This is a genomic window from Pseudoduganella aquatica (assembly GCF_020865585.1).
Lineage (GTDB): Bacteria > Pseudomonadota > Gammaproteobacteria > Burkholderiales > Burkholderiaceae_D > Rugamonas > Rugamonas aquatica_A.
This window is the reverse complement of record NZ_CP086370.1, coordinates 3,912,854-3,937,734: the sequence shown is the minus strand read 5'-3', so window position 1 is coordinate 3,937,734 and position 24,881 is coordinate 3,912,854. Positions and strand designations below refer to the sequence as shown.

At 64.3% G+C, this 24,881-nt stretch carries 27 protein-coding genes and 1 pseudogene; 24 read left to right on the top strand and 4 right to left on the bottom strand.

Annotated features, from left to right (window positions below; translation table 11 throughout):
- Positions 1 to 160: 160 nt before the first annotated feature.
- From KT882_RS17600 to KT882_RS17590, 3 genes are all read left to right on the top strand, one after another.
- A complete protein-coding gene (locus KT882_RS17600; RefSeq protein ID WP_228892767.1) occupies positions 161 to 1,540 on the top strand; it encodes a GAF domain-containing sensor histidine kinase in 1,380 nt (459 codons plus the stop codon).
- A 65-nt stretch (positions 1,541 to 1,605) separates the two neighbouring features.
- Positions 1,606 to 1,794, top strand: coding sequence for a hypothetical protein (locus KT882_RS17595; RefSeq protein ID WP_161071269.1), 189 nt, complete (start codon positions 1,606 to 1,608; stop codon positions 1,792 to 1,794).
- Between the two features lie 10 nt (positions 1,795 to 1,804).
- On the top strand, positions 1,805 to 2,152 hold the full coding sequence (locus KT882_RS17590; RefSeq protein WP_161071270.1) for a GFA family protein: 348 nt from the start codon (positions 1,805 to 1,807) through the stop codon (positions 2,150 to 2,152).
- A gap of 8 nt (positions 2,153 to 2,160) precedes the next feature.
- Here KT882_RS17590 and KT882_RS17585 read toward each other — a convergent pair whose 3' ends face one another.
- On the bottom strand, positions 2,161 to 2,859 hold the full coding sequence (locus KT882_RS17585) for a LysE family translocator (RefSeq protein WP_161071271.1): 699 nt from the start codon (positions 2,857 to 2,859) through the stop codon (positions 2,161 to 2,163).
- 110 nt (positions 2,860 to 2,969) lie between these two features.
- Here KT882_RS17585 and KT882_RS17580 point away from each other — a divergent pair, with 110 nt between their 5' ends.
- The 10 genes and pseudogenes from KT882_RS17580 (at position 2,970) to KT882_RS30810 (ending at position 9,180) form a co-directional block, all read left to right on the top strand.
- Positions 2,970 to 3,893, top strand: a complete 924-nt coding sequence (locus KT882_RS17580) for a helix-turn-helix transcriptional regulator (RefSeq protein ID WP_321170260.1) — start codon at positions 2,970 to 2,972, stop codon at positions 3,891 to 3,893.
- 32 nt (positions 3,894 to 3,925) lie between these two features.
- Complete coding sequence (locus tag KT882_RS17575) at positions 3,926 to 4,693, top strand: DNA/RNA non-specific endonuclease (protein WP_161071273.1); 768 nt, start codon at positions 3,926 to 3,928, stop codon at positions 4,691 to 4,693.
- Between the two features lie 11 nt (positions 4,694 to 4,704).
- Positions 4,705 to 4,956: a hypothetical protein gene (locus tag KT882_RS17570; RefSeq protein ID WP_161071274.1), complete on the top strand. Its 252-nt coding sequence runs from the start codon at positions 4,705 to 4,707 to the stop codon at positions 4,954 to 4,956.
- A 55-nt stretch (positions 4,957 to 5,011) separates the two neighbouring features.
- Positions 5,012 to 5,488 carry an Lrp/AsnC family transcriptional regulator gene (locus KT882_RS17565; protein WP_161071275.1) on the top strand — a complete coding sequence of 159 codons (477 nt, stop codon included), beginning with the start codon at positions 5,012 to 5,014 and terminating at the stop codon, positions 5,486 to 5,488.
- Positions 5,485 to 6,147, top strand: coding sequence for a LysE family translocator (locus KT882_RS17560; protein ID WP_161071276.1), 663 nt, complete (start codon positions 5,485 to 5,487; stop codon positions 6,145 to 6,147). The genes KT882_RS17565 and KT882_RS17560 overlap by 4 nt, the downstream gene beginning before the upstream one ends.
- On the top strand, positions 6,144 to 6,590 hold the full coding sequence (locus KT882_RS17555; protein WP_228892766.1) for a hypothetical protein: 447 nt from the start codon (positions 6,144 to 6,146) through the stop codon (positions 6,588 to 6,590). The genes KT882_RS17560 and KT882_RS17555 overlap by 4 nt, the downstream gene beginning before the upstream one ends.
- Before the next feature lie 21 nt (positions 6,591 to 6,611).
- A complete protein-coding gene (locus KT882_RS17550) occupies positions 6,612 to 7,361 on the top strand; it encodes a YoaK family protein (protein ID WP_161071278.1) in 750 nt (249 codons plus the stop codon).
- Positions 7,362 to 7,382: 21 nt separating this feature from the next.
- Positions 7,383 to 7,976, top strand: coding sequence for a helix-turn-helix domain-containing protein (locus KT882_RS17545; RefSeq protein ID WP_161071279.1), 594 nt, complete (start codon positions 7,383 to 7,385; stop codon positions 7,974 to 7,976).
- Position 7,977: 1 nt separating this feature from the next.
- A pseudogene (locus tag KT882_RS17540) lies at positions 7,978 to 8,490 on the top strand (N-acetyltransferase family protein); the annotation flags it as partial.
- A 57-nt stretch (positions 8,491 to 8,547) separates the two neighbouring features.
- Positions 8,548 to 9,180: a GNAT family N-acetyltransferase gene (locus KT882_RS30810; protein WP_321170367.1), complete on the top strand. Its 633-nt coding sequence runs from the start codon at positions 8,548 to 8,550 to the stop codon at positions 9,178 to 9,180.
- A gap of 8 nt (positions 9,181 to 9,188) precedes the next feature.
- Here the strand turns inward: KT882_RS30810 and KT882_RS17530 are convergent, their stop codons facing one another.
- Positions 9,189 to 12,023 (bottom strand): M16 family metallopeptidase, encoded by a 2,835-nt coding sequence (locus KT882_RS17530; RefSeq protein WP_228892764.1) that lies wholly within the window; start codon positions 12,021 to 12,023, stop codon positions 9,189 to 9,191.
- A 145-nt stretch (positions 12,024 to 12,168) separates the two neighbouring features.
- Between KT882_RS17530 and KT882_RS17525 the strand changes: the two genes are divergently transcribed.
- Positions 12,169 to 13,875, top strand: a complete 1,707-nt coding sequence (locus tag KT882_RS17525) for a DUF4214 domain-containing protein (protein WP_228892761.1) — start codon at positions 12,169 to 12,171, stop codon at positions 13,873 to 13,875.
- Here the strand turns inward: KT882_RS17525 and KT882_RS17520 are convergent.
- The gene (locus tag KT882_RS17520; protein ID WP_228892758.1) at positions 13,872 to 14,861 is read right to left on the bottom strand and encodes a sensor domain-containing diguanylate cyclase; all 990 of its coding nucleotides are present in this window, start codon (positions 14,859 to 14,861) and stop codon (positions 13,872 to 13,874) included. The genes KT882_RS17525 and KT882_RS17520 overlap by 4 nt on opposite strands.
- 46 nt (positions 14,862 to 14,907) lie before the next feature.
- Entirely contained in the window at positions 14,908 to 15,684 is a 777-nt protein-coding gene (locus KT882_RS17515) for a sensor histidine kinase (RefSeq protein WP_161071281.1), read from the bottom strand.
- 170 nt (positions 15,685 to 15,854) lie between these two features.
- On the opposite strand from KT882_RS17515, the gene queE reads away from it, so the two are divergent.
- From queE to nadC, 10 genes are all read left to right on the top strand, one after another.
- Positions 15,855 to 16,490 (top strand): 7-carboxy-7-deazaguanine synthase, encoded by a 636-nt coding sequence (gene queE, locus KT882_RS17510; protein WP_161071282.1) that lies wholly within the window; start codon positions 15,855 to 15,857, stop codon positions 16,488 to 16,490.
- Positions 16,491 to 16,499: 9 nt separating this feature from the next.
- Positions 16,500 to 16,946 (top strand): 6-carboxytetrahydropterin synthase QueD, encoded by a 447-nt coding sequence (gene queD, locus KT882_RS17505; protein ID WP_161071283.1) that lies wholly within the window; start codon positions 16,500 to 16,502, stop codon positions 16,944 to 16,946.
- Positions 16,939 to 17,457 carry a tRNA adenosine(34) deaminase TadA gene (gene tadA / locus KT882_RS17500; RefSeq protein WP_161071284.1) on the top strand — a complete coding sequence of 173 codons (519 nt, stop codon included), beginning with the start codon at positions 16,939 to 16,941 and terminating at the stop codon, positions 17,455 to 17,457. Before queD ends, tadA begins: the two co-directional genes overlap by 8 nt.
- A 94-nt stretch (positions 17,458 to 17,551) precedes the next feature.
- Positions 17,552 to 18,364, top strand: a complete 813-nt coding sequence (locus KT882_RS17495) for an esterase/lipase family protein (RefSeq protein WP_161071285.1) — start codon at positions 17,552 to 17,554, stop codon at positions 18,362 to 18,364.
- A gap of 2 nt (positions 18,365 to 18,366) precedes the next feature.
- Positions 18,367 to 19,278 carry an alpha/beta fold hydrolase gene (locus KT882_RS17490; protein ID WP_228892755.1) on the top strand — a complete coding sequence of 304 codons (912 nt, stop codon included), beginning with the start codon at positions 18,367 to 18,369 and terminating at the stop codon, positions 19,276 to 19,278.
- A 60-nt stretch (positions 19,279 to 19,338) separates the two neighbouring features.
- On the top strand, positions 19,339 to 20,256 hold the full coding sequence (gene ldcA / locus KT882_RS17485; protein ID WP_228892752.1) for a muramoyltetrapeptide carboxypeptidase: 918 nt from the start codon (positions 19,339 to 19,341) through the stop codon (positions 20,254 to 20,256).
- A 73-nt stretch (positions 20,257 to 20,329) separates the two neighbouring features.
- Positions 20,330 to 20,953: a hypothetical protein gene (locus KT882_RS17480; protein ID WP_228892744.1), complete on the top strand. Its 624-nt coding sequence runs from the start codon at positions 20,330 to 20,332 to the stop codon at positions 20,951 to 20,953.
- 75 nt (positions 20,954 to 21,028) lie between these two features.
- On the top strand, positions 21,029 to 22,630 hold the full coding sequence (locus KT882_RS17475; RefSeq protein ID WP_161071288.1) for an ABC-F family ATPase: 1,602 nt from the start codon (positions 21,029 to 21,031) through the stop codon (positions 22,628 to 22,630).
- A gap of 106 nt (positions 22,631 to 22,736) precedes the next feature.
- Positions 22,737 to 23,873: a quinolinate synthase NadA gene (gene nadA / locus KT882_RS17470; protein WP_161071289.1), complete on the top strand. Its 1,137-nt coding sequence runs from the start codon at positions 22,737 to 22,739 to the stop codon at positions 23,871 to 23,873.
- On the top strand, positions 23,870 to 24,748 hold the full coding sequence (gene nadC / locus KT882_RS17465; protein WP_161071290.1) for a carboxylating nicotinate-nucleotide diphosphorylase: 879 nt from the start codon (positions 23,870 to 23,872) through the stop codon (positions 24,746 to 24,748). The genes nadA and nadC overlap by 4 nt, the downstream gene beginning before the upstream one ends.
- The last annotated feature ends 133 nt before the right edge of the window (positions 24,749 to 24,881 follow it).

Here is a 24,881-nt window from a genome sequence, read left to right as displayed (position 1 = left end):
TGTTGTGAAAATGAAAAAATAGTGTAACAGTGCCATTTTTATTTGGATAGAAATATTTCTTGATAAGAAGTTGCAAAATCGATTGCTGCGGTGCAGAAGCTTGCCTGCGGGCAGGCGCCGGAGTATATTGATTAGGCAACTTTCACTGGAGGACAGGTCTGTGACCTTACACGCTAGCGCCATACCGGAAAGCTTCCTGGCCAAGTGGCAGAACACCACGGACGTCATGGCCGGAATTTTCGACGTGCCCGCCGGCTTGATCATGCGCGTGCTGCCGGAGCAGATCGAAGTGCTGGTTTCCAGCCACAGCGAAGGCAACCCCTACGAGCACGAAGAAAAGGCCAAGCTGAACACGGGCCTGTACTGTGAAACGGTGATGGCCACGCGCGGCCTGCTGCATGTGCCGGACGCGCTGGAGGACGAGGAATGGCGCCACAATCCGGATGTGGCGCTGAACATGATTTCCTACCTTGGCGTGCCGCTGCTGTGGCCGGACAACGAGGTGTTCGGCACCATCTGCGTCCTTGACAGCAAGAAGCGCAACTATCATCAAAAGTATGTCGAGCTGCTGTGGGAAATCAAGAAGAGCATAGAGCGCGACTTCGTACTGATGCAGCAGCAGGAGCAGCTGGTGGCCAGCAATACCGAACTGCGCCATGCGGTGCGCCAGCAGGAGGCCTTCTCGCTCAAGCTGGCGCAATCCAACCAGGACCTGCATGCCGCGCTCATGCGGCTGACCAGCTTGCAGGAAGAGCTGCTGCGCACCGAAAAACTGTCCGCGCTGGGATCGGTGGTGGCCGGTATTTCGCATGAGCTGAACACGCCCATCGGCAACGGCCTGCTGGCCGCCAGCACGCTGCAGTCGCGCGCCGCCGAGTTTGCGCTGGAAATGGAACGCGGCCTGACGCGCAGCCGCATGCGCGAATTCGCCGGCACGGTTGAGCAAGGCGCCGGCATCCTGATGCGCAGCCTGGATCATGCAGCCAAGCTGGTGGGCAGCTTCAAGGAGGTGGTGGACGAACAGGCTGCCGACGGCCGCCAGCGCTTCGACCTGGGCGAGGCGGTGCGCGACGTGCTGGCCGGCCTGGATGCGGTGCTGGACGACAGCGGCAACCGGGTGGTGTGCACCATTCCCGAGGGCATACAAATGGACAGCTACCCGGACCAGCTGCGGCAAGTGCTGGCGCAGCTGATCGCCAACGCGGTGCAGCACGCCTTCCTGCCCGGCTTGTCCGGCACCGTGACCATCGCTGCGAAGCGGGATGGGGATGGGCAGGTCGCAATCACCGTCAGCGACGACGGCATCGGCATTCCACCGGATAACCTGGCGAGGGTGTTCGATCCCTTCTTCACCACACGCATGGGCAAGGGGGGCAGCGGGCTGGGCCTGCACATAGTCTACAAGCTGGTGACCGCCAGCCTGCACGGCAAGATCGAGGCCGGCAGCGGCGGCGGCGCGGGCGCCTGCTTTACCGTCACGCTGCCCGTGTCCGCACCTGCGGCCCTGCGCAAACCGCAGGCGCAGCCGCTGCTGAGCTGATCAGTGCGCCACCTTTGATTGTGCCTATGTAAGATCGTTGCAACACCATTGCCGGGAGTACTGCCATGCCACGCGGAGCCAACGCGAAGCGAGAGCGCGAATACAACGAGCTCGAGGAAAAGTTTGAGAAGGAAGGGCGCTACAAGGGGCGCGAGTCCGAGGTGGCGGCGCGCATAGTTAACAAGCAGCGCAAGGAAAACGGCGAGACCAAGGAAGACGCAAAGAGCGCTACACCACCTCCTAAAAAAACCTGAGGAGACAGCCATGCAATACCTTGGAAGCTGCCACTGCGGCAACGTGAAATTCCGGGTCGAAGGCGAGATTACCAGCGCCGTGACCTGCAACTGCTCCATCTGCCAGCGCAAGGGTGTGCGCATGGCTTTCTTCCCCCGCAGCGCGCTCACGCTGCTCACGCCCGAAGACAAACTGTCCACCTACACCTTCAACAAGCACGTGATCCACCACCGGTTTTGTCCGGTGTGCGGTATCCATACGCATGGCGAGGGCGTGGATCCCAAGGGCAATCCCATGTCGGCCGTGAATATCAACTGCATCGAGAACATCGATGTCGACGCGCTGCCTGTGCAGCGCTACGACGGCCGCTCGCTCTGATCCCGTGCTCAGCGCACGGTATGGCCGCCCACCACCAGCATGACTTCGGAGGGCTGCCATTGCGGCGCCAGGCCGCGCACCGCCTGCCCGGCGCTGAGCAGTGCGGTCAAGACCAGCAGCACGCCCATGGCGCGCGCCGCCGCAACGGACGCGCGCGGATGCTGGTTGAACCAGCCGCTGGCCTGGCTGGATGCGAAGGCCAGCGCGCCGTAGACCCCTGCCTGCGTCAGTGCCGTGATGCCGCCCAGCACGCCCGATTGCAGCCAGAGCGGCCCCAGTCCGGGCTTGAGGAACTGCGGAAAAATCGCCAGCATGAAGATGTAGGCCTTGGGATTGAGCAGGCTGGTCATCATGGCGCGGCGGAAGATGGCGGGCGGCGCCAGCACCTGCTGCCGCGGCGTAGTGCTGGGACGGAACACGCTGTCGCTGCGCATGAACGCAATCCCCATCCACGCGATATATGCGGCGCCCGCCAGCAGCATCGCGTTGAACAGCCCCGGCCATAATTGCAGCACCACTGCGATGCCTGCGCTGGCCATGAGCAAATGGCACACGCCGCCGGCAATGATGCCGCCCACCGCCGCCAGCCCTGCGCGGCGCCCGCCCAGGATGGAGCTGGCCATCACATAGGCCATGTCCAGCCCCGGCAACACGATGATGCCGAATACAACCATAAAATACAGCCACAGATTGGTGCTTTGTTCCATGAGGGTCTCCTTGTGCGATGGGACCAGCATAAAACGCAAATAGGGCAGATTCCGCCCTGATTCTCTGCTATCTTTGCTGCATGTACCATCCCACCACCCGGGTTCTGGCTGTGCTCGAACTCCTGCAAACCCACGGCCGCATGAGCGGCGCCGAGATGGCCAGCCGCCTGGAAGTGGACGGCCGCACCTTGCGCCGCTATATCGTCATGCTGGAGCAGATCGGCATCCCCATCCTGAGCGAGCGCGGACGGCATGGCGGCTACGCCCTGATGCCCGGTTTCAAGCTGCCGCCCATGATGTTCACGGACGACGAAGCGTTGGCCTTGTCCCTGGGCCTGCTGGCTGCGCGCAGCCTTGGGCTGGCCGAGGCCGCGCCCGCCGTCGCCAGCGCGCAGGCCAAGCTGGAGCGCATCATGCCGGCCGGCCTGAAGCAGCGCGTGGGCGCCATCGACGAAACCGTGCGCCTGGACCTGGCGCGCGGCACGGCGCCACGGGACAACGCGGCGCTGGTAACGCTCAGCTCCGCCGCGCAGTCGCGCCGGCGCGTGCACCTGTGCTACCAGGCGCTGGGCAGTGCGGCGAGCGAACGCGGTTTCGATCCCTATGGCCTGGCCTTTCTCGACGGCTGCTGGTACGCGGTCGGCTACTGCCATCTTCGGCAGGACATGCGCACCTTCCGCCTGGACCGCATTGCGTCGGCGGCGGTGCTGCCGCATGGGTTTGAGCGGCCGGCCGGCTTCGACGCGCTGGCGCATCTGCGCACCTCGCTGGCGGCCATGCCGCGCGCCTTTGCCGCGACGGTGCTGCTGCATACCGACCTGCACACGGCGCGGCGCTTCCTGATGGACGCCATCGGCCTGTTTGAGCAGACTGCCGACGGCGTGCTGCTGCATAACCAGTCCGACGACCTGGGCTGGTTTGCGCGCCAGCTGGCGGCGCTGCCGTTCGGCTTCCGCGTCCTTGCGCCCGATGCTTTGCGCGCCGAGCTGGATACGATTGCGCGGCGCCTGTCGCAAATTGCCGCCGTCCGATAGAATGCGGCGGTTTTTTTACCGATTAGGGCTTTATGATTCAGAAGTTGATTGCCGCCGGCGCGTTCGCGCTGGCGTCGGGCTGGGCGCTGGCCGGCGCTTGCCCTTCGCATTATGTCGATGGCCGCGCGCCGGAGATACGCAACGGTAAGCTGGCTTCGGCCACCAGGGAATTGTGCTACGGCGTGTTTGGCGTCATGCATTCGGGGATCACGCGCACGCCGCTGTGGTCCGCCGAGCATCTGACTTCGGGCAATGTCGAGCAGGCGCGGGAGCTGGACCGGGAAAACTCCTTCCACCCCGAGCCGCGTTTGCCGCGCAGCGAGCGCGCGGAGCTGTCGGACTATGCGCGCAGCGGCTATGACCGTGGCCACATGGCGCCCAACGGCGACATGCCGGACCGCGCAGCGCAGCGCGACAGCTTCACGCTCGCGAACATGGTGCCGCAGGATTCGGACAACAACCGCCAGGTGTGGGCCGGCATCGAGCAGGCCGTGCGCAAGCTGGCGCAGAAGGAGGGCGACCTGTACGTGATTACCGGCCCGGCCTTCCTCGGCAGCGACTTGCGCAAGGTGGGCAATGTGCTGGTGCCCACCCATCTGTACAAGGTGGTGTACAGCCCGCGCCAGCGCGCAGGCGCCGCCTACTTTGTGGAGAACAAGGCGGACGTGCAGTATGTGACCATGAATGTGGCGCAGCTGGAGGCGAAGATCGGCATCGACCTGCTGCCGTCGCTGTCCGCGCGCCAGAAGGAAACCATGCTGCGCTTGCCGAGCGCGAAGCCGCGCAAAGATAAACGCTGAAAGGACATATCATGAGCAAGAAATTCATCCCCTACGCCAACGAGGCCGATGTGCTGCATATCGGCGGCCTGACCATCGAGAACCGCGTGGACCGCATCACCATCGCTGGCGATATCGATCTGACGCTGGACCAGGCTGGCCAGGCGGACGCCCGGGCGCTGCACAAGCTGCTTAGCGATGTGCTGGCCAAGCTCGACGCGCAGACCTTGCCGGCAAAATTGCCGCCCCCTGTGGTGCAAAGCGTTAAAAATCCTTTCGCGTAAGGGTGGATCAGTAAATATGCTTGCATAGTGATTAAGTTCAAGGCAGAATCACTGCATGGATACTCACGACCTGCAAATCTTACAGCTGATTCAGTCCGACAACCGGCGCTCCGCAGCCGAAATCGGGCAGGAAATCGGCTTGTCGGTTTCCGCCGTCAGCGACCGCCTGCGGCGGTTGAACACAACGTCCGGCGCCGTCGTTGCCAACCGGGCAGTGATCGACCCGGCGCGGGTGGGCATGACGGTATGCGCCTTTGTCTTCGTGGACCTGGAGCCGCGCGCGGACGAGGCCTTGTTCGCGGAGGCCGTGCGCTCCTTTGCCGAGGTGCAGGAGGCGCATCACATCACCGGCCCGCATTCCTGGCTGGTGAAGGTGCGGGTGCGCGATACTGCGGCCCTGCAGCTATTCCTGACGCAGCGTTTGAAGGCGGTGCCCGGCGTGCTGCGCACCGAGACCATTATCGCGCTCGACACGGCGAAAGAGACGTCCGAACTGGCGTTCGCTCCGGCGAACGGGGAGGGGGCGCCATGATGGAGTTCGCTTCCACGCTGGCGCGCGGCGCGGTGATCGGCTTTGCCATCGCGGCGCCGGTCGGTCCGGTCGGGCTGCTGTGCATCCGCCGCACCTTCGCGCACGGTCCACGCACCGGGATGGCCTCCGGCCTCGGCGCGGCAACGGCCGACGCCATGTATGGGCTGGTTGCGGCGCTGGGCGTAAGCGCCGTTGCGGCGCTGCTTTTGGAACACGCAGCCACGCTGCGCATAGTCGGCGGCCTGCTGATGGCGGTGCTGGGCGTGGCCGCCTTGCGCCGCGCGCGCGGTCCCGCGCAGCCGGTGGCGACGGGCGTGCCCCATGCGGCCAGTTCGGCACGTACGGCGACATCGCGAGGCCTGCTGGGCGCCTTCGGCACCACCTTCGCGCTGACTGCGTCCAGCCCCATGACCATATTGTCTTTTGCAGGCCTGCTTGCAGCGCTGGCGCCGCCGGACGGCAGCATGCAGGGCGGATTGATACTGGTGGCGGGCGTCTTCGCCGGCTCCATCGCGTGGTGGACCATGCTGGTGGGCGGTGTTGCCGCCAGCCGCCGCGCGGTGTCGGCCCGTATGCTGCGGACGATTGAAGCCGTCTCCGGTATCGCCTTGCTGGCGTTCGCCGCCTGGTCCATCTGCACCGGCGTGGTGATGGCATGAGCGCGCCGCATTTCGTCAGCGACGCGCAGATCGCCGCGATAGGAACGCAAGTACTGGCCCGCACGCTGCCCAAACAGGAGTGGACGCACGCGGCCCACCTGGCGGCGGCTGCGTGGATCATCAGCGAGCGCAAGGACTTGCTGCCCGCCCGCGATATGCCGGGCATCATCTCGGCCTACAACATAGCCAGCGGCGTCGCCAATACGGACACCGGCGGTTACCACGAGACCATTACTCAAGCCTCGCTGCGGGCGGTGGAGGCCTTCCTGCGCGCGCAGCCGGAAGGGACGGCGCTGCATGCGGCCTGCAACGCCTTGCTGGCCTCTCCCTACGGCAAGAAGGACTGGCTGCTGCGGCACTGGTCGCAAACGCTGCTGTTCTCCGTGGCGGCGCGGCGCACCTGGATAGAGCCGGATCTCGCGCCACTTCCATTCCCCGCCTGACTCCACCCGCGCTGCGCCCCAATGCCCATCCACTACGCCAGAAAACTGACCGGCAGCGCGCGCAGCGCGGAGGGCAACCGCCACCTCGGCGCCTTGCTGTGTTTCGTAGCCGGCGCCATCAACGCCGGGGGCTTCCTGGCGGTACGGCAGTACACCTCCCACATGACCGGCATCGTCTCATCCATGGCCGACCATCTGGCGCTGGGAGCCTACAGCCTGGTGCTGCCCGGCCTGGGCGCCTTGCTGTCCTTCCTCGCGGGAGCGGCCTGTTCCGCCATCATGGTGAACTACGCGCGGCGCAGGCGCATGCATGGCGAGTACGCTCTGCCGCTGTTGCTGGAGGCGGTGCTGCTGCTGGGCTTCGGCATGCTGGGCGTTCAGCTGGCCGATATAGACGGCTTGTTCGTGCCGCTGACGGTGATGCTGCTGTGTTTCATCATGGGCCTGCAGAATGCGCTGATCACCAAGGTCTCCAAGGCGGAAATCCGCACCACCCACATCACGGGCATCGTGACCGACATCGGCATCGAGCTGGGCAAAATGCTGTACTGGAACCGCGAGCACGAGGCGGGCCAGCACCGGGTCCAGTCGAATCCCGGACGCTTCGCATTGCTGGCAACGCTGGTGTGCGCGTTCTTCGCGGGCGGGGTACTGGGCGCGCTCGGCTTCCAGGCGCTGGGCTATGCGGCAACCATGCCGCTGGCGCTGCTGTTGGTGGCTGCTGCCATCGTGCCGGCGGCGGATGACCTGATGGGGCGGAAGCACAAGTAGCCGCTTGCAACAGAATCCAGTATGTTGGATAATCAATCCACCATGTCGGATTCCTCACTACACCTCCTTATTGCCCGGCGCGTGCGCGAACTGCGCGCAGCGCGCGGTTTATCGCTGGAAGCGCTTGCCACGCACTGCGGCGTGAGCCGCTCCATGCTGTCCTTGATCGAACGCGGCGAAAGCAGCCCCACGGCCGTGGTGCTGGAAAAGCTGGCCACTGGCCTGGGCGTGACGCTGCCTTCGCTGTTTGAAGCGCCTGCGGCGGCGGGAGACCCGGTTTCACGGCGCGGCCAGCAGCAATCCTGGCGCGACCCGCATTCCGGCTATGTGCGGCGCAATGTGTCGCCGGCCGGCGTGGGATCGCCCATCCAGCTGGTGGAAGTCGAATTCCCGCCCGGCGCGCGCGTAGCCTACGAAACCGCCGCGCGCGAGGCGCAAGTGCACCAGCAGGTGTGGGTGCTGGAGGGCGTTATCGACATCACGTATGGAGAGGAGGTTTTCCAGCTCGGCGCGGGCGACTGCCTGGCGATGCAGCTGGACCGTCCCATGGCCTTCCACAACCCAAGCGCAAGCACCACGCGCTACGCGGTTGCCATTACCACTATCAGGAGCTGAAATGCGTGACTACCAGGTGCGCCGGCTGACCTCCGTCAGCGCGGCACAAATTCAGGAGCTGGCCGCGTTGCTGGTCGACTGCGTTCAAGGCGGCGCGTCGGTCAGCTTCATGCTGCCGCTGGGGATGGACAAGGCGCTGGCGTTCTGGCGCGGCGTGGCGGACGGCGTGGAGCGCTGCGAACGCGCGCTGATCGTGGCGGAGGACGCGAGCGGCATCCTCGGCACTGTGCAGCTCGTGCTGGCGCAGCCGGACAACCAGCCGCACCGCGCCGACGTGTCGAAGATGCTGGTGCTGCGCCGCGCGCGCCGCCGTGGCCTGGGCGAAGCGCTGATGCAGCACGCGGAGCAGGTAGCGCGCGACTGCGGCAAATGGCTGCTGGTGCTGGACACCGCCAGCGCGGACGCCGAGCGCCTGTACGAGCGCCAGGGCTGGCTGCGCGTTGGCGTGGTGCCGGACTACGCGCTGATGCCGGACGGCGCGCTGTGCGCCACCACATTCTATTACCGCAAGCTGGAGCCGCTGGCGCTGGACAATCCGGTTTGGAGTGCGCTGGGCAGCGGGCACCGCGCCATGGCGCAGCGGAACGGCCTGGCGGCGCGCTACCCGCGCGACGTGTCCCCGCTGGTGGGCCTGCGCGAGCCATCGCCGCAAGCCTTCGCGGACTTGCGCGCCATGGTGGAAGTGGATGAGGAAGTGTGGCTGCTCACGTCCAATCCGTTGGAACTGCCGCCGGAATGGGAACTGGCGCGGGTGCGTTACATCGACCAGATGGTGTACGCAGGCCAGGGCCGCGCGCAACCGGTCGCGCATGCAGCGCCTTTGCTGGAACTGGGTTCGGACGATGTGCCGGACATGATCGCTCTGGCAGCGGAAACCAAGCCCGGTCCCTTCGTGCAGAAGACCATCACCATGGGCCGCTACCTTGGCGTGCGCGCAGCGGGCGGCAGCCTGTCTGCCATGTCGGGCACGCGCATGGCGCTGGGGGAGTTTACGGAGATTAGTGCGGTCTGCACCAGCCCGGCGGCGCGCGGCGCAGGCCACGCGCGGGCATTGATGCTGACGCTGATGGCGCAGATCCAGGCGTCCGGCAAGACGCCTTTCCTGCATGTGAAAACGGAAAACGGCGCAAAGCAAGTCTATGAAAAACTAGGCTTTGTCGTGCGCCGCGAGATCTGCTTCAGCGTGATACGCCGTATCGCGTAGATATTGGCTTAGTTGGCGAACACCTCGGCCGCAGGCGTGATCTTCACCGCCTCCGGCTTGATGTTCAGCTTCATATTGCCGATCACCTGGTCTTCGTCCAGCACTTCCTTAGGCTTGTTGCCGTCGTACTTGATAGGCGAAGGGGCGTCGCTGACCAGCTTTTCCTTCAGTCCGGCGGCGTCCTTGGTGATCATCACCACCGACAGGTTTTTGGCCGACAGGTGCTTCTTCATGGCGGCGTTCACGTCGTCCACGGTCAGCTTGGACAGGCCGTCGCGCATCAGTTTTGTGAACTCCGGCGTGTTGTACCACTGCGAGTCGAGCGCGTAGCCCAGCTGCTGGTCTTGCGTCGAGGTCATGACGAAGACGTTCTTCATCAGGTAGCCGCGCGTGATGTCGAACTGCTCCTTGCTCATGCCTTTGCTGAGCGCCTTGTCCAGCTCCGCCAGCGCGATGCGCAGCGCGAAGTGGCCGTTTTCAGGCGCCACGGGACGGATCCACACCTCGAACAGCTGCGCCTTGCGGCCCAGGTTGGGGTTGGGGAAGAACTGGAACATACCGCGCGGGAAAGCCTCGGTGTAGGCATAGTCGCCGTAATTCATGCCGCGCAGTTCGCGGATGCGCTGGTACAGCAGGGCGCTGGACGAACGGTGCTCGCCGAGCCAGGTTTTCACCATCCACAGCGCAGGGAAGTCCGGATGCGAACGCGTGACCGTCAGCGGCAGGCCGAAGGAAATCGCGGTGGCGCGGGTGTTCTTCTCGATGATTTCCACTTCCAGGCCGTTCGGCATTTTTCCAACCGGCGCCGTGGTGGCGGGCAGGCCCGCGCCTTCCGGCAGCTTGGCCAGCGCCTGCTTCAGCGTGGCGGTCATGGCGTCCGTGACGTCGCCCGAAATGCCGACGCGCACGGCGCCCTGGGTGTAGGCGGATTTCCAGAAGCTCTTCACGTCGTCCAGCGTAATGCTGTCCAGGCCCTTGACGGTGCCCAGCGCCGCGTGGCCGTAGCCGCTGCCCGCGAACACATTGGTCTGCAGGCGCTCCTTGCCCAGTTCTTCCTCGTTGTTGTCCTTCAGGTCCGTTTGCAGCGCGTTCTTCTGGGCGTCCTTCAGGCGGCGGAAGTCCTCCTGGCGGAAGCCCGGCGACAGCAGCATGGGCAGCGCGATCTCGTTGAAGGCGGTCCAGTTGTCCTTGTGGATGGAACCGGTGAAGGTGGTCATTTCCTTGTCGGTCTGCTCGGTGAAGCTGCCTGCCATCGGGAAGAATGCTTTGGCGATTTCGTCGATCTTGCGGTCGCTGGAGCCGGCTGCGGCCACCATCGCCGCAGTCAGCGCGGCCAGGCCTTCCTTGCCGGCCGGGTCATGCGCGGCGCCGGCCGAGAACAGCAGCTTGTAGCGGATTTGCGGCAGCGCGGACTTCTGCACCAGGATGTCGATATTGGCCTTGCCGGTCTTGGGCTCGAAGCTGGCCAGTTTCGGCAGCGTGGCGATTTCGGCCGGCAAGGTGGAGTGCGACAGGGTGGTGACCACCATGCCGTCGTCGGTCAGGAATTTGCGGCCGGCGGCCAGCAGGTCGGCCGGAGTCAGCGAGTCCAGCACACGGTAGTAGTTGTTGATGGTGCCGTAGGAACGGTTGAAGTGCACGAAGGAGGCCAGCGTGCCGGCGATCTGCTCGGTGTTGTCCAGCGAGCGGATCACGCCGTATTTCAGCGCGGACTTGGCTTCGGCCAGGGTCTTGTCGCTCACCGCTTCGGTGCGCGCCTTGGCGATGGTTTGCATGATGGCGTCGCGTACATAGACGGCGTCGTCACCGCGCTTGACGCGCGCGCCCACCATGGCCAGCGTAGGATCGACGCGGTTCGGCGTGCTGTCGAACAGCTGGTCCACCTTCTGTTCGTCCTGCACCAGGCGCTTGAACAGCGGCGAGGTGCGGCCGAAGGACAGCGACAGCAGCATGGACAGCGCGGCCTGTTCCCTGGCTTTCTCGGAGAAGGCCGGGGCGCGGAAGGCCACGGTCACCAGCGGCAGGGTAGGCGTGGCCCAGGGCACGTGCTTGTAAATGGCGCCTTTGGCCGCCGGCTCCACCGGCACGTCGGTCTTGTAGGTGCCGCGCTGCCATTTGCTCCAGTATTTCTCGACCATGGCGAAGGCCTTCTGCGGCTCCACGTCGCCCGCTACGATGATGGTGGTGCGCTCGGGGCGGTACCAGCGGTCGAAGAACACCTTGGAGTAGGCGTACTGGTTGGGCATGTCCTCGATGTCCTTGATGAAGCCCATCGTGGTGTGCTTGTAGGTGTGCTTTTCGTAGGCGGCGTCGCGCATCACCTCGAACAGCTTGGACATGGGATTGGCGCTGTTTTTGTTGTATTCACCCAGCACCGCGCGCGATTCGGTCTTGAACACGTCTTCGCTGTAGTCCAGGTGCTGGAAGCGGTCCGCTTCGACTTTCAGCACGGTTTCCAGGTCATCCTTGGCGAACGTGGTGTAATAGTTGGTTAAGTCGTCGCTGGTGTAGGCGTTCTGGCGCGCACCAGCCTTGGTGATAATGTCCTGGTACTTTTCAGGCGGGTATTCTTTGGTGCCCCGGAACATCATGTGCTCGAAGAAGTGGGCAAAGCCTGACTTGCCGGGCTCCACTTCGTTGCGCGAGCCTGTCTGCACGGGGATCTGCAGCGACACGATGTTGGGGAAGCCGGTTGGCACAACGATCACTTTCAGGCCGTTGGCGAGGGTTTTCTCGGTGGCTTTGAAGGGCAGCAGGTCGGCTTTGCCCGCGCCGCTCTCCGCCGGTGCGGCCATGGCCGGCACGGCTAGCGCCAGGGTGAGGAATGGTAACAACTTGGACACGTGGTTCTCTCCTTTTTATTATCAAATGCCGCTCGGTGGGTGGTGAGCGGCAACGCGGAAGAATAAAATATTCAAGCTGGAATGCCTAGGCATTTCGGCGTGCTACCATCAAAGTTAAATCGGTTCACCTTTCGCACGTCACATTATGAGTATGAGCAGCGGTATCAACAGCATAGACGCCTTGGCCTATAGCAGCTGGAACAGTGTGCCGGGGACGGCGGTAACGCTGACCTACCAATTCCTGCAAAGCCCCCCGCGCGACGCCACCAGCGACGACGCCAAGGGTTTCCAGGCCATGTCGTTCGCCCAGCAGCAGGCCACGCGCGCGGCGCTGAACGCTTGGGCCAATGTGGCCAATGTGTCATTTGTCGAGGTGACCAGCGGCGGCCAGCTGCGCTTCGGCACCAACGACCAGAGTGCGGACAACAGCAGCGGCTATGCCTACCTGCCCGAACCCGGCGTGGCGGCAGTGGACCTGTATCTGAACAACCGCGGCTACTACAACAGCGTATTTACCGCCGGGACCTTCGGCCCGGCCGTGCTGCTGCACGAGATTGGCCATACGCTGGGCCTCAAGCACCCCGGCAACTACGATTCGGCGGGCAGCAGCGTGGACGGCCCCTTCCTGCCCACCGCCACCGACAACACCGACTATTCGGTGATGTCCTACCGCTACTCGTCGGCCTTCAACAACCGCTACGACACCACGCCCATGCTGTACGACATACAGGCTATCCAGTACCTGTACGGCGCGAACATGAGCTACCACACCGGCGACGACGTGTATTCCTTCGGCAGCAGCCAGGCGCCGGTCTGCATCTGGGACGCGGGCGGCAACAATACCTTCGACTTTTCGGCCTGCTTCGGCGCCACCCAGATCGACCTGCACGCGGGCGCCTTCAGCGGCACCGGCAACGGCCTGGCCAATGTGTCCATCGCCTACAACGTAACGATACGCACAGTGGTGACCGGCGCCGGCGGCTCCACGGTCACGCTGAACGACGCGGGCAATGTCATGAAAGGCGGCAGCGGCGCGGACGTGGTGCGCGTGGGCGCGGGCGACGACATCATCAACACCGGCGACGGGATAGACACGGTGGTGTTCAGCGGGTTTTACGGCAATTACGCCATTGTCCGCACGGTGGACCAGGTGCGCGTGACAGGGCAGGGCACGGACTTGCTGTCCGGCGTGGAGGTGCTGCAGTTCGCCGACAAGCGCGTCAATGTGAGCGATCTGCTTCTGGCGGGCCAGGGCGGCCCCAGCAATGGCAACGACATCTTCACGGCCATGCCCGGCAATGAGTTCATCGACGGCGGCCTGGGGCTGGATACGCTGGTCTACAGCAGCGCGCGCGGCGCCTCCCAGATACGCGCGTCCGGCAAGGGCTACACGGTGACCGACGCCAGCGGCAGCGTGGATGTGCTGACCGGGGTTGAGCGCGTGCTGTTCAGCGACGGCGCCGTGGCGCTGGATATCGACGGCGCGTCCGGCCAGATTTACCGGCTGTACCAGGCTGCGCTGAACCGCGCACCCGACAGCGCCGGGCAGGGTTACTGGACCTGGGCCATGGACCGTGGACTGGCCCTGGTTTCCGCGGCAGCCTCCTTCGCGGGCAGCCCGGAGTTCATCAACCGCTACGGCGCCCTGGACGACACGCAATATGTCACCCTGCTGTACAACAATGTGCTGCACCGAGCGCCGGACGATGCGGGCCTGGCCTGGCACGTGGGCGTGCTGCACACCGGCCTGTCGCGCGCTGCGGAGCTGCTGAATTTTTCGGAGTCGCCCGAGTTCCAGGCCAGCGTGGCCGCACTGGTAGGCAACGGCATCGAATACACCCCCTACGGCTAGCCGTCCTGGACCTCCTGCGTGAGGCTGATGCGGTTGCGGCCCATGTGCTTGGCGCGGTACAGCGCGGCGTCCGCCGTGGCCACCAGCTGGGAGCTGTCGTTTTCCGGCGCGGGCAGGGCGGTTGCCGCGCCTATGCTGACGGTAACGAACTGCTTGCCCGAACCCAGGTTGGGCAGCTGTAATTGCTCCACGCGGCAGCGTATGCGTTCGGCCACGATGGCCGCGCCCTTGAGCGACTGGTTGGGCAGGATCACCGCGAATTCCTCGCCGCCGTAGCGCGCCACCAGGTCGTTGGCGCGCATTTCGCTGGCCACCGCCGTGGCGATGCGCTGCAGGCATTCGTCGCCGCCCAGGTGGCCGTAGGCATCGTTGTACTGCTTGAAGTTGTCCACGTCTACCATCAGCAGCGACAGCGGCTGCTGCTGGCGCAGGGCGCGCTGCCATTCCGCTTGCAGGGTGCTGTCGAAACAGCGCCGGTTCGCCAGGCCGGTCAGGCCGTCGCGCGTGGCCAGCTGCTCCAGCGCGATCTGGGCCTTCTTTTCGTCGGTCAGGTCGCGCAGGGTTTCCACCACCGCGACCAGGGCGCCGTCGCTGTCGCGGACCGCGCTGGCGTCCACCGCCAGGTAGCGGCGCCGGCCCAGGCGCGGCATATCGCACCAGTTTTCGGCCGTCAGGCTTTCCGCGTCTTCGGCGCGGCGTACGTGGCGGTCGTAGAGCTGGGGCGCGTCGCTGCTGCGGCCCTGCACCACCAGGTCGGCCAGCGTGGGGCGCGGCAGATGGTAGAAACTGCGCCAATGGTCGGCCGTGCCCAGCACTTCGCTGGCCGGCACCCCGGTCAGGCGCTCGCAGGCCCGGTTCCAGATCAGCACCCGCCCGTGCAGGTCCAGTACAAAAGTGGGGATCACCAGCAGTTCCATCAGCTTGAGCGCCAGGCCTTGATGGGGGCCGGCCTGGGCCGGGTCGAACAGAGGCAGAACCTGTGCCATACGATTCCTTATATTTGTTGCGTTTGGTTCATTGTGCGGCGGCAGCTCAGCGCCTTGCTTGATGCGGAACAAAGGATGGCTGATTGGCGGCAACAGGGGCGGTGGGAAGGGAGATGGTGAGCGCCGTGCCCCGGCCGGGCGTGCTGGCCAGTACGAAGCAGCCGCCGGCGGCGGCCACACGGTGTTCGATGCCGAGCAGGCCACAGCCCTGGCGCGGCGGACCGTCGCGCATGCCTACGCCGTTGTCGCGCACCGTCATGCTCAATTCGTCGGCGGTGCGGCACAGGGCGATGCGCACTTCGGTGGCGCTGGCGTGCCGCGCGATATTGGACAGCGATTCCTGCAGCACGCGGAACAGCGTGGCGTCTGCCGCGCAGGCCGCGTCGCTGCCGTATTGCGCCGCTTCGAGCTGGTACTGGATGCCATTGATGCGCGAGAACTCCGTCAATTGCCGTTCCACCGCGCAGCGCAGGCCGTGCTCCAGGCCCACCGGCCGCAGGCCATTGATAATGCCGCGCATGGAGCGCACGGCGGCGTCGGTGTGGCTGAGCAGGGTGGCGAGGTGCACCCGTGCCGAGGGCGGCATGCCGGGGAAGCTTTGCAGGGCGCCCAGCTCGATCTTCAGGGTCAGCAGGTTCTGGCCCAGGTCGTCATGGATATCGCCGGCGATGCGTTGGCGCTCCTCGTGCAGCACGCGGGGATGGCAGGCGCGGGCCGCCTCCAGCGCGCGCTGCAATCTGCTGCAGCGCCACAGCAAGGCCAGCGACAGCGCCGCCAGAAGCACGGAGCAGCCGGACAGGATATCAACGTGGAATGCGGTCATGGAGGCCTCCGGCTGTCGTAACAGCTGTCAACATATCCCGGAAGCAATATGCGCACTTTGCTAAATATCAAACTGTTAAGCGGCTTGCACATATGCCTGACAGTTTCGCCACACTATATGACCGCGCCGCTTTGCGCTATAATTGAAGGTTGACTATTGGGTTAATCATCGTGACTTACAGCATCAAAGAGATTTTCTACACCTTGCAAGGCGAGGGCGCCCACGCCGGACGTCCTGCCGTGTTCTGCCGCTTTGCGGGCTGCAATCTGTGGACCGGCCGCGAGAGCGACCGCGCCACGGCGGTCTGCCAGTTCTGCGACACCGACTTTGTGGGCACGGACGGCGAGGGCGGCGGCAAGTTCGCCACGCCGCAGGCCCTGGCCGAGGTGATCAACAGCCTGTGGCCTGAGACCTACCCTGCCAGCAAATACGTGGTGTTCACCGGCGGCGAGCCGCTGCTGCAGCTGGATACGGCCCTGATCGCCGCGATGCACGAGGTGGGCTTCGAGATTGCGATTGAGACCAATGGCACCCTGCCGGTACCGGAAGGCGTGGACTGGGTCTGCGTGAGCCCCAAGATGGGCTCCACGCTGGCGGTCCACAAGGGCAATGAAATCAAGGTGGTGATCCCGCAAAAGGATCAGGACCTGTCCGCCTACGAAGGCCTGGATTTCGAGAACTTCTTCGTGCAGCCGATGGACGGCCCGCTGGCCGAGTTCAACACCACCCTGGCGATCGAAACCTGCAAGCGCAATCCGAAATGGAAGCTGAGCCTGCAAACCCATAAACTGCTGCAAATACCTTAAGTTATTACTATGCTGACCATTACCCGCAAGCTGGAGTTCGACGCAGGCCATCGCATTCCCGACCACAAGAGCCAGTGCCGCAATCTGCACGGCCACCGCTACACCCTTGAAATCACGCTGACCGGCCAGGTCATCAATGCCGAGGGCAACTCGGACAACGGCATGATCATGGACTTTTCGGACGTCAAGACCATCGCCAAGGAACACCTGGTGGACGTGTGGGACCACGCCTTCCTGGTCTACGAGAAGGACCACGCGGTCAAGGAATTCCTCGCTTCGCTGCCCAACCACAAGACCGTGGTGATCGACCGCATTCCTACCGTGGAAAACCTGGCGGCGGTGGCCTTCGACATCCTGAAGGCGGCCTTCAAGGACCGCTACGGCACCGGCCTGCACCTGCACAAGCTGGTGCTGCACGAAACCCCGAACTGCTGGGCAGAAATTACCGATGCCTGATGTAACGCCGGCCCTTCCTGGCGATGAAGCCTTTATGCGCGAAGCGCTGGCCCAAGCGCAGTGCGCCTGGGACCAGGGCGAAGTGCCGGTGGGCGCCGTGGTGGTCAAGGACGGCGTGGTCATCGCGCGCGGCTACAACCAGCCGATAGGCAAGCATGACCCCACGGCGCACGCGGAGATCGTGGCGCTGCGCGCCGCCGCCGCCGCGCTGGGTAATTACCGCCTGCCGGGCTGCGAGCTGTACGTCACGCTGGAGCCCTGCGTGATGTGCTCCGGGGCGATGATGCATGCGCGCCTGTCGCGCATCGTCTACGGCGCGTCGGACCCCAAGACCGGCGCTTGCGGCTCTGTGGTCAATCTGTTCGAGCAGGAACAACTGAATCACCACGCCCAGACCGTGGGCGGCGTGCTGGCGGACGATTGCGCCGGCGTACTGAAGGACTTTTTCGCCGCCCGCCGCGCGGCTGCCGCGCAAGCGCGCAAAGCCGCCTTGCCGCCGGCTGTGGAATAAACGCCACTCTCTCCATTCGTGTTCGCCTGCTGCTGTGGGTTGGTGCTATGCTGATGCAAACAGCAACAGGCATTACCTGTAAGCAGGAGATTCAATGCGGTCCCCCAAACAAATAGAAGATGAGGGCGCGCCCGGCGTTGTGCGCCTGGCCCTGGAGCTGCGCGCACCCTGGGAACTGGGTGCGGCTTTGGCGGCTTACCCCTTCGCCCGCCTGGCTCCCTCTGGCGACGGCCATCCCGTCATGGTATTCCCCGGCCTGGCTGCAGGCGACACCACCACCATTGTTTTGCGGCGCTTCCTCAGCGAGCGTGGCTACGACACCTACGCATGGGAGCAGGGCCTGAACTTCGGCCCCAAGCCCGGCGTGCTGGAAGCGTGCATCGCGCGCATCGAAGAAATCCACGCGCGCACCGGCCGCACCGTCAGCCTGGTGGGCTGGAGCCTGGGCGGCGTGTATGCGCGCGAAATTGCAAAGATGCTGCCCGATAAAGTGCGCGTGGTCGTCACGCTGGGATCGCCGTTTACCGGCAGCCCCAAGGCTACCAATGCCTGGCGCGTGTACCAGCTGGTATCGGGTGAGAAGGAAATCGACTCGGCGCGTTTCGCCATGCTCAAGCAGCGGCCAGCGGTGCCCACCACCTCCATCTTCAGCCGCACCGATGGCGTGGTGGCCTGGCAGTGCAGCATGGAGGAGGAGACTGCCAGCTCCGAGAACATCGAAGTGCACGCCAGCCATGTCGGCATGGGCGCCAATCCCACCGCGCTGTTCGCCGTCGCCGACAGGCTGGCGCAGCCCGAAGGACAGTGGCGCCGTTTCGATCACGTGGCCCACACGGGCATCAAGAAGCTGCTCTATCTCGATCCCCAGCGGACGCCGTTTTTCCAAAACCTTTTTGGATGGTACTAATCATGCCCACCGCCCTCGCCAACGGAATCAGCATTGCGTATGAAACCAGCGGTGATACGGCGGGGCCGCCGGTGCTGCTGATCATGGGCCTGGGCATGCAGCTGATTTCGTGGCCGCAGGAGTTCGTCGACGGGCTGGTGGAGCGCGGCTGCCATGTGATCCGCTTTGATAACCGGGACAGCGGGCTGTCCACCAAGTTCGACGGCGCGGGCGTGCCGAATCTGCCGCTGTCCTATTTGAAGAACATCGTAGGCTGGCCGCTACGCCCAGCCTACACGCTGGACGACATGGCCGACGACGCGCACGGCTTGCTGGACCATCTGAAGATTCCGCAGGCGCATGTGATCGGCGTATCCATGGGCGGCATGATTGCGCAGCTGTTCGCGGCGCGGCACGCGCGGCGCACCTTGAGCCTCACTTCCATCATGTCCAGCAGCGGCAGGCGCAGTTTGCCGGGGCCGACGCGGGCGGCGCGCAAATCGCTGCTCACGCCGGCGCCGGAGGGCGGCAGCCGCGAGGAGCTGGTGCAGCACTTGGTGGATACCTTCCGCGTGATCGGTAGCCCCGGATTTCCCATGCCCGAGCATGATTTGCGGGCGCGCATAGGCCGCACGCTGGACCGCTGCGTATGTCCGGCCGGCGTGGCGCGGCAACTGGTGGCGATCGCCGCCAATGGCGACCGCAGTCCGCTGCTCCAGCAGATCCGCAAGCCCGCGCTGGTGATACACGGCGCCGACGACCCGCTGGTGCCGGTGGATTGCGGCATCGACACCGCCAGCCAGATCGCCGGTGCGGACCTGCACATCATCGAAGGCATGGGCCACGACCTGCCGCCCCAGCTGATAGGGCGGCTGCTCGCCTTGATCGATCCGCACGTGCAGGGTAAGATGGCCCGGCATTCCCAGGCTGCCTGAACGCCCGGGTGCGTCACCTTGGGTTGAGCGGATTTGAGTACTTCAAAAATAGGGAAGGGCGTGGGCATCGCAATCGCCGCGCCGGGCGGCTACGCGCTGGACGAAGAGGCGCTGGCGCGCGGCATCGCGCGCATGGAGGCGCAGGGTTTCGTGGTCCACAATTACTACGAGCCGGAGCTGAAGCACCAGCGTTTCGGCGGCACCGACGAGGCGCGCCTGGCGCAGCTCAACGCGGCGGCGGCCGACCCGCAGGTGCAGGTGGTGATGGCGCTGCGCGGCTCCTACGGCATCAGCCGCATCCTGCCGCAGATCGATTTCGGGGCCATGGCGGACAGCGGCAAGCTGTTTGTCGGCTACAGCGATTTCACCGCTTTCCATATGGGTTTGCTGCAGGCCACGGGCCGCATCAGCTTCGCCGGTCCGATGATCTGCGACGATTTCATCCGCGACGAGCCGGTGGACTACACGCTCAACCAGCTGTGGGACTGCCTGCGCGGCCCGGTCCATAGCGTGCATGGGAGCGGGGGCGGCAATCCCAAGGTGGATTTGCAGGGCACGCTGTGGGGCGGTAATCTGGCCATGCTGGTGCATCTGCTCGGCACGCCGTATTTCCCTCAGATTGACGGCGGCATCCTGTTCGTGGAGGACATCAACGAGCACCCATACCGCATCGAGCGCATGCTGCTGCAGCTGCTGCACGCAGGAGTGCTGGACCGGCAGAAGGCGCTGGTGCTGGGCGACGTGTCCGGCTACCGCCTGGCGGCCTTCGACAACGGCTACGATTTCGACGCCATGCTGGCCTACGTCCGCTCGCGGCTGTCCATCCCGGTGCTGACCGGGCTGCCGTTCGGCCACATCAAGGAGCGCTGCACCCTGCCTTTCGGCGCGCGGGCGCATCTGGCATCGGACAGCGCCGCCGCCGATGCTGGCAGCTTTACCCTGACGGCCAGCGGCTACCCGACCCTGGCGCCTGCCTGACGATTGAGCAAGCGCAAAGCGCCGGGCGGGTAGCAGGGGGATACTGACAATTCCCCGTACTCCGCCTGGAGCGATGATGAACTCCAACGACCAGCCCCCATCCCCGGGCTCGCTTGACTTCCAGCCGCGCCGTGCCAATGATAAAGCCATGCTCTCGCGACTTGCAAATGTGGAAAAGGATCTCCCCGTGGTCAAGACCACGGTTGAGGTGATTCGTTCCAACTATGTGACCAAGGGAGACTTGGCAATTGAGGTTGGCAAGGTCAACGACAGAATTGCCATGGTCAACGAAAACATGGCGCGTGAATTTTCGAATGTGCATGAGAAAATTGCCAGGGTTAGCGAAAACATGGCCCGCGAATTTGCCAATGTTCACGAGAAGATCGCCAGGACTAACGAGACTATGGTGCGGGAGTTTAGCAAGGCCAACGATTTCTCCGTGCGAGAGTTTAGCAAGATTAACGATTCCTCCGTGCGAGAGTTTAGCAAGATTAACGAGATCTCCGTGCGGGAGTTCAGCAAGGTCAACGAGTTCACGGTACGTGAAACCGCCAAAGCCAATGAAAACACGAGCAACTTGAGAGCTGAGATGCACGGTGAGTTCACACGCTATACCCGGCGCGTCATAGGCGCGATGATAGTCATTTGCAGCTCGCTAACGGCGGCTGTGTATTTCATCGCCAGAAACGTGCACTGAGCGTTTGGCTGACGCTGTGGCCATAGGGTGGTAAAATGCGAGGTTGTGAATTTACCGCTTTAAGGGCCTTCAGACGTGCTATCCACTGCAAACATTACGATGCAATTCGGCGCCAAGCCGCTGTTCGAAAACATTTCCGTCAAGTTCGGCGATGGCAACCGCTATGGCCTGATCGGCGCCAACGGCTGCGGCAAGTCGACCTTCATGAAAATCCTGGGCGGCGACCTGGAGCCGTCGGCCGGCAATGTGGCGCTGGACGTCAACGAGCGCCTGGGCAAGCTGCGCCAGGACCAGTTCGCCTATGAAGACATGCGCGTGCTGGACGTGGTCATGATGGGCCACACCGAGATGTGGGATGCCATGCAGCAACGCGACGCCATCTACGCCAATCCGGACGCCACGGACGACGACTACATGCGCGCCGCCGACCTGGAAGGCAAAGTCTCGGAATACGACGGCTACACCGCCGAATCGCGCGCCGGCGAACTGCTGCTGGGCGCGGGCGTGGACATTTCGCTGCACCAGGGCCCGATGAGCAATGTGTCGCCAGGCTGGAAGCTGCGCGTGCTGCTGGCGCAGGCGCTGTTCTCGAATCCGGACATCCTGCTGCTGGACGAGCCGACCAATAACCTGGACATCAACACCATCCGCTGGCTGGAAGACGTGCTGAACGAGCGCAATTCCACCATGATCATCATTTCCCACGATCGCCACTTCCTGAACCAGGTGTGCACCCACGTGGCCGACATGGACTACGGCACGCTGAAGATCTACCCAGGCAACTACGACGAGTACATGCTGGCGTCCACGCAAGCGCGCAACCAGCAACTGGCCAACAACGCCAAGGCGAAAGAGAAAGTCGCCGAGCTGCAGGACTTCGTGCGCCGCTTCTCGGCCAACAAGTCGAAGGCCCGCCAGGCCACGTCGCGCGCCAAGATGATCGACAAGATCAAGGTCGAGGACATGAAGCCGTCCTCGCGCGCCTATCCATTCGTGCGTTTCGACGGCGAGAAGAAGCTGCACCGCCTGGCCGTGGAAGCGGAGAACATCTCCAAAGCCTACGATCGCCAGCTGTTCAAGAACTTCAGCATCATGGTGGAAGCGGGCGAGCGCATCGCCATTATCGGCGCCAACGGCGCCGGCAAGACCACGCTGCTGCGCTGCATCGGCGGCGAGGACATCACCGGCCTGAACGCCGACACCGGCCGCATCAAGTGGGCGGAAAACGCCAACGTGGGCTACATGCCGCAGGATCCAACCGAGGACTTCGCCACCGACCTGACCCTCACCGACTGGATGGGCCGCTGGACCAAGGAAGGCGACGACGATCAGGCCGTGCGCTCCAGCCTGGGCCGCCTGCTGTTCGGCGGCGACGAGGTGAAGAAGTCCGTGCGCGTGCTGTCGGGCGGTGAAAAGGGCCGCATGATGTACGGTAAGCTGATGCTGGGCCGCCACAACGTGCTGCTGCTTGATGAGCCGACCAACCACATGGACATGGAATCGATCGAATCGCTGAACATCGCACTGGACAAATACGCCGGCACGCTGATCTTCGTCTCGCACGACCGCGAATTCGTTTCCTCGCTGGCCAACCGCATCCTCGAGGTCAAGGAAAACGAGATCGTCGACTTCCGCGGCAACTACGAGGAATACCTGACCAGCCAGGGCATCAACTAATTGCCCCATCTGCCCGGCCACTGCTTTCGAGCGGCGCCGGGCAGTTTTTTATTGTATGTGCGATAGTGTCGTCATTGTCGCCATCACGTCATCACCTCTAAGTATCATGCAACAGACTCTAGCCATCAAGCCAGTCGAGTACGAGCACCCGCAACAAGGAACCAGCTGCGTCGCGCATGCCTGGGCGCGTACCCCGGCCACCCCCAGCGCCGACGAGCGCGCCGTCCTCAAAGAACGCATCAAGCGCCTGCTGAAAGAAAAGCAGGCGGTACTGGTAGCCCACTATTACGTGGACGCCGACCTGCAAGACCTGGCCGAGGAAACCGGCGGCTGCGTTTCCGATTCGCTGGAAATGGCCCGTTTCGGCCGCGACCACAGCGCCAAGACCCTGGTGGTCGCGGGCGTGCGCTTCATGGGCGAAACCGCCAAGATCCTCAGCCCCGAAAAGACCATCCTGATGCCGGACCTGGACGCGACCTGCTCGCTCGACCTGGGCTGCCCGGCCGACGAGTTCACCGCTTTCTGCGACCAGCACCCGGACCGCACCGTGGTGGTCTACGCCAACACCAGCGCTGCCGTGAAAGCGCGCGCCGACTGGATGGTGACGTCGTCGATCGGCCTGGACATCGTCAAGCACCTGCACGAGCAGGGCAAGAAAATCCTGTGGGCGCCGGACAAGCACCTGGGCTCCTACATCCAGAAGGAAACCGGCGCGGACATGCTGCTGTGGCAGGGCTCCTGCCTGGTGCACGACGAATTCAAGGGCGTGGAACTGGATCTGCTGAAAGCCGAATACCCGAACGCCAAGGTGCTGGTGCACCCCGAGTCGCCGGCCAATGTGGTGGCGCAGGCCGACGTTGTCGGCTCCACCTCGCAGATGATTGCCGCCGCCGTCAACATGGACGCGGACACTTTCATCGTCGCCACCGACAACGGCATCCTGCACAAGATGCGCCAGGCCGCTCCGGGCAAGACCTTCATCGAAGCGCCCACCGCCGGCAACAGCGCCACCTGCAAGAGCTGCGCGCATTGCCCGTGGATGGCCATGAACGGCCTGCAGAACCTGGCGGACGTGCTCGAGAATATGAAGAACGAAATCCATGTCGACCCCGCCGTCGGTGTGCAAGCCAAGCGCTCCATCGACCGCATGCTGGACTTCGCCGCAGCCAGGAAGGCCAAGGTCGCGCCAAGCGCCGATCTGGCGCAAGAGGCAAAACTGTTCCAGGGTATAGGTCCGGCATGAGTACTTTACGCAATCCCCACGCGCCGTTCGACGCGCCGTTGAAGGCGGCGTTTGAATCCAACCTGCTGGCCGCGCTGCTGGAAGACGTGGGCACCGGCGACCTGACCGGCATGCTGGTTCCCGCCGAAGGCCGCAGCACCGCCCGCGTGGTGGTGCGCGAAGACGCGGTGCTGTGCGGCGCGCCCTGGTTTGAAGGCGTGATGCTGGCCGTGGACGGCGGCATCAGCATTACCTGGCACTACGCCGAAGGCGACATGATGAAGGCGGACAGCGCGGTCTGCACGCTGGAAGGCCCGTCGCGCGCGCTGCTCACGGGCGAACGCGCGGCGCTCAACTTCCTGCAGCTGTTGTCCGGCGTGGCCACGGCCACGCGCCGCTACGCGCAAGTGGTGGAAGGCACCGGAGCCCGCGTGCTCGACACCCGCAAAACGCTGCCCGGCCTGCGCCTGGCGCAGAAGTACGCGGTGCGCGTGGGCGGCGGCGCCAACCAGCGCCTGGCCCTGTACGACGGCATCCTGATCAAGGAGAACCATATTGCGGCGGCGGGCGGCATCACCGCCGCGCTGGTGGAAGCCAAGCGCGTGGCCGCCAAAGCCGGCGCGGGCGTGACCATACAGGTGGAAGTGGAAAACCTGGCCGAGCTGGAAGAAGCCCTGGCGGCCGGCGCCACCTCGGTCCTGCTCGACAATTTCGACCTCGACATGATGCGCGCCGCAGTGAAGCTCAACGCGGGCCGCGCGCTGCTGGAAGGTTCGGGTGGCGTCAACCTGGACACGGTGCGCGGCATCGCCGAAACCGGCGTGGACCGCATCTCCATCGGCAGCCTGACCAAGGACGTGCGCGCCACGGACTACTCGCTGCGCATTATCGGCTAAGCCGGCATGGCAATGCGGCGCGTGCTTGTGCGCGCCGCGTTGCCATCTTTTTTTCCCGCCGCTGAAAACGCGGTACTATCACTCCGCAGTCCTTCCTGCCAGCCTGCCTGAACTACAGGAGATGCCGCATGAA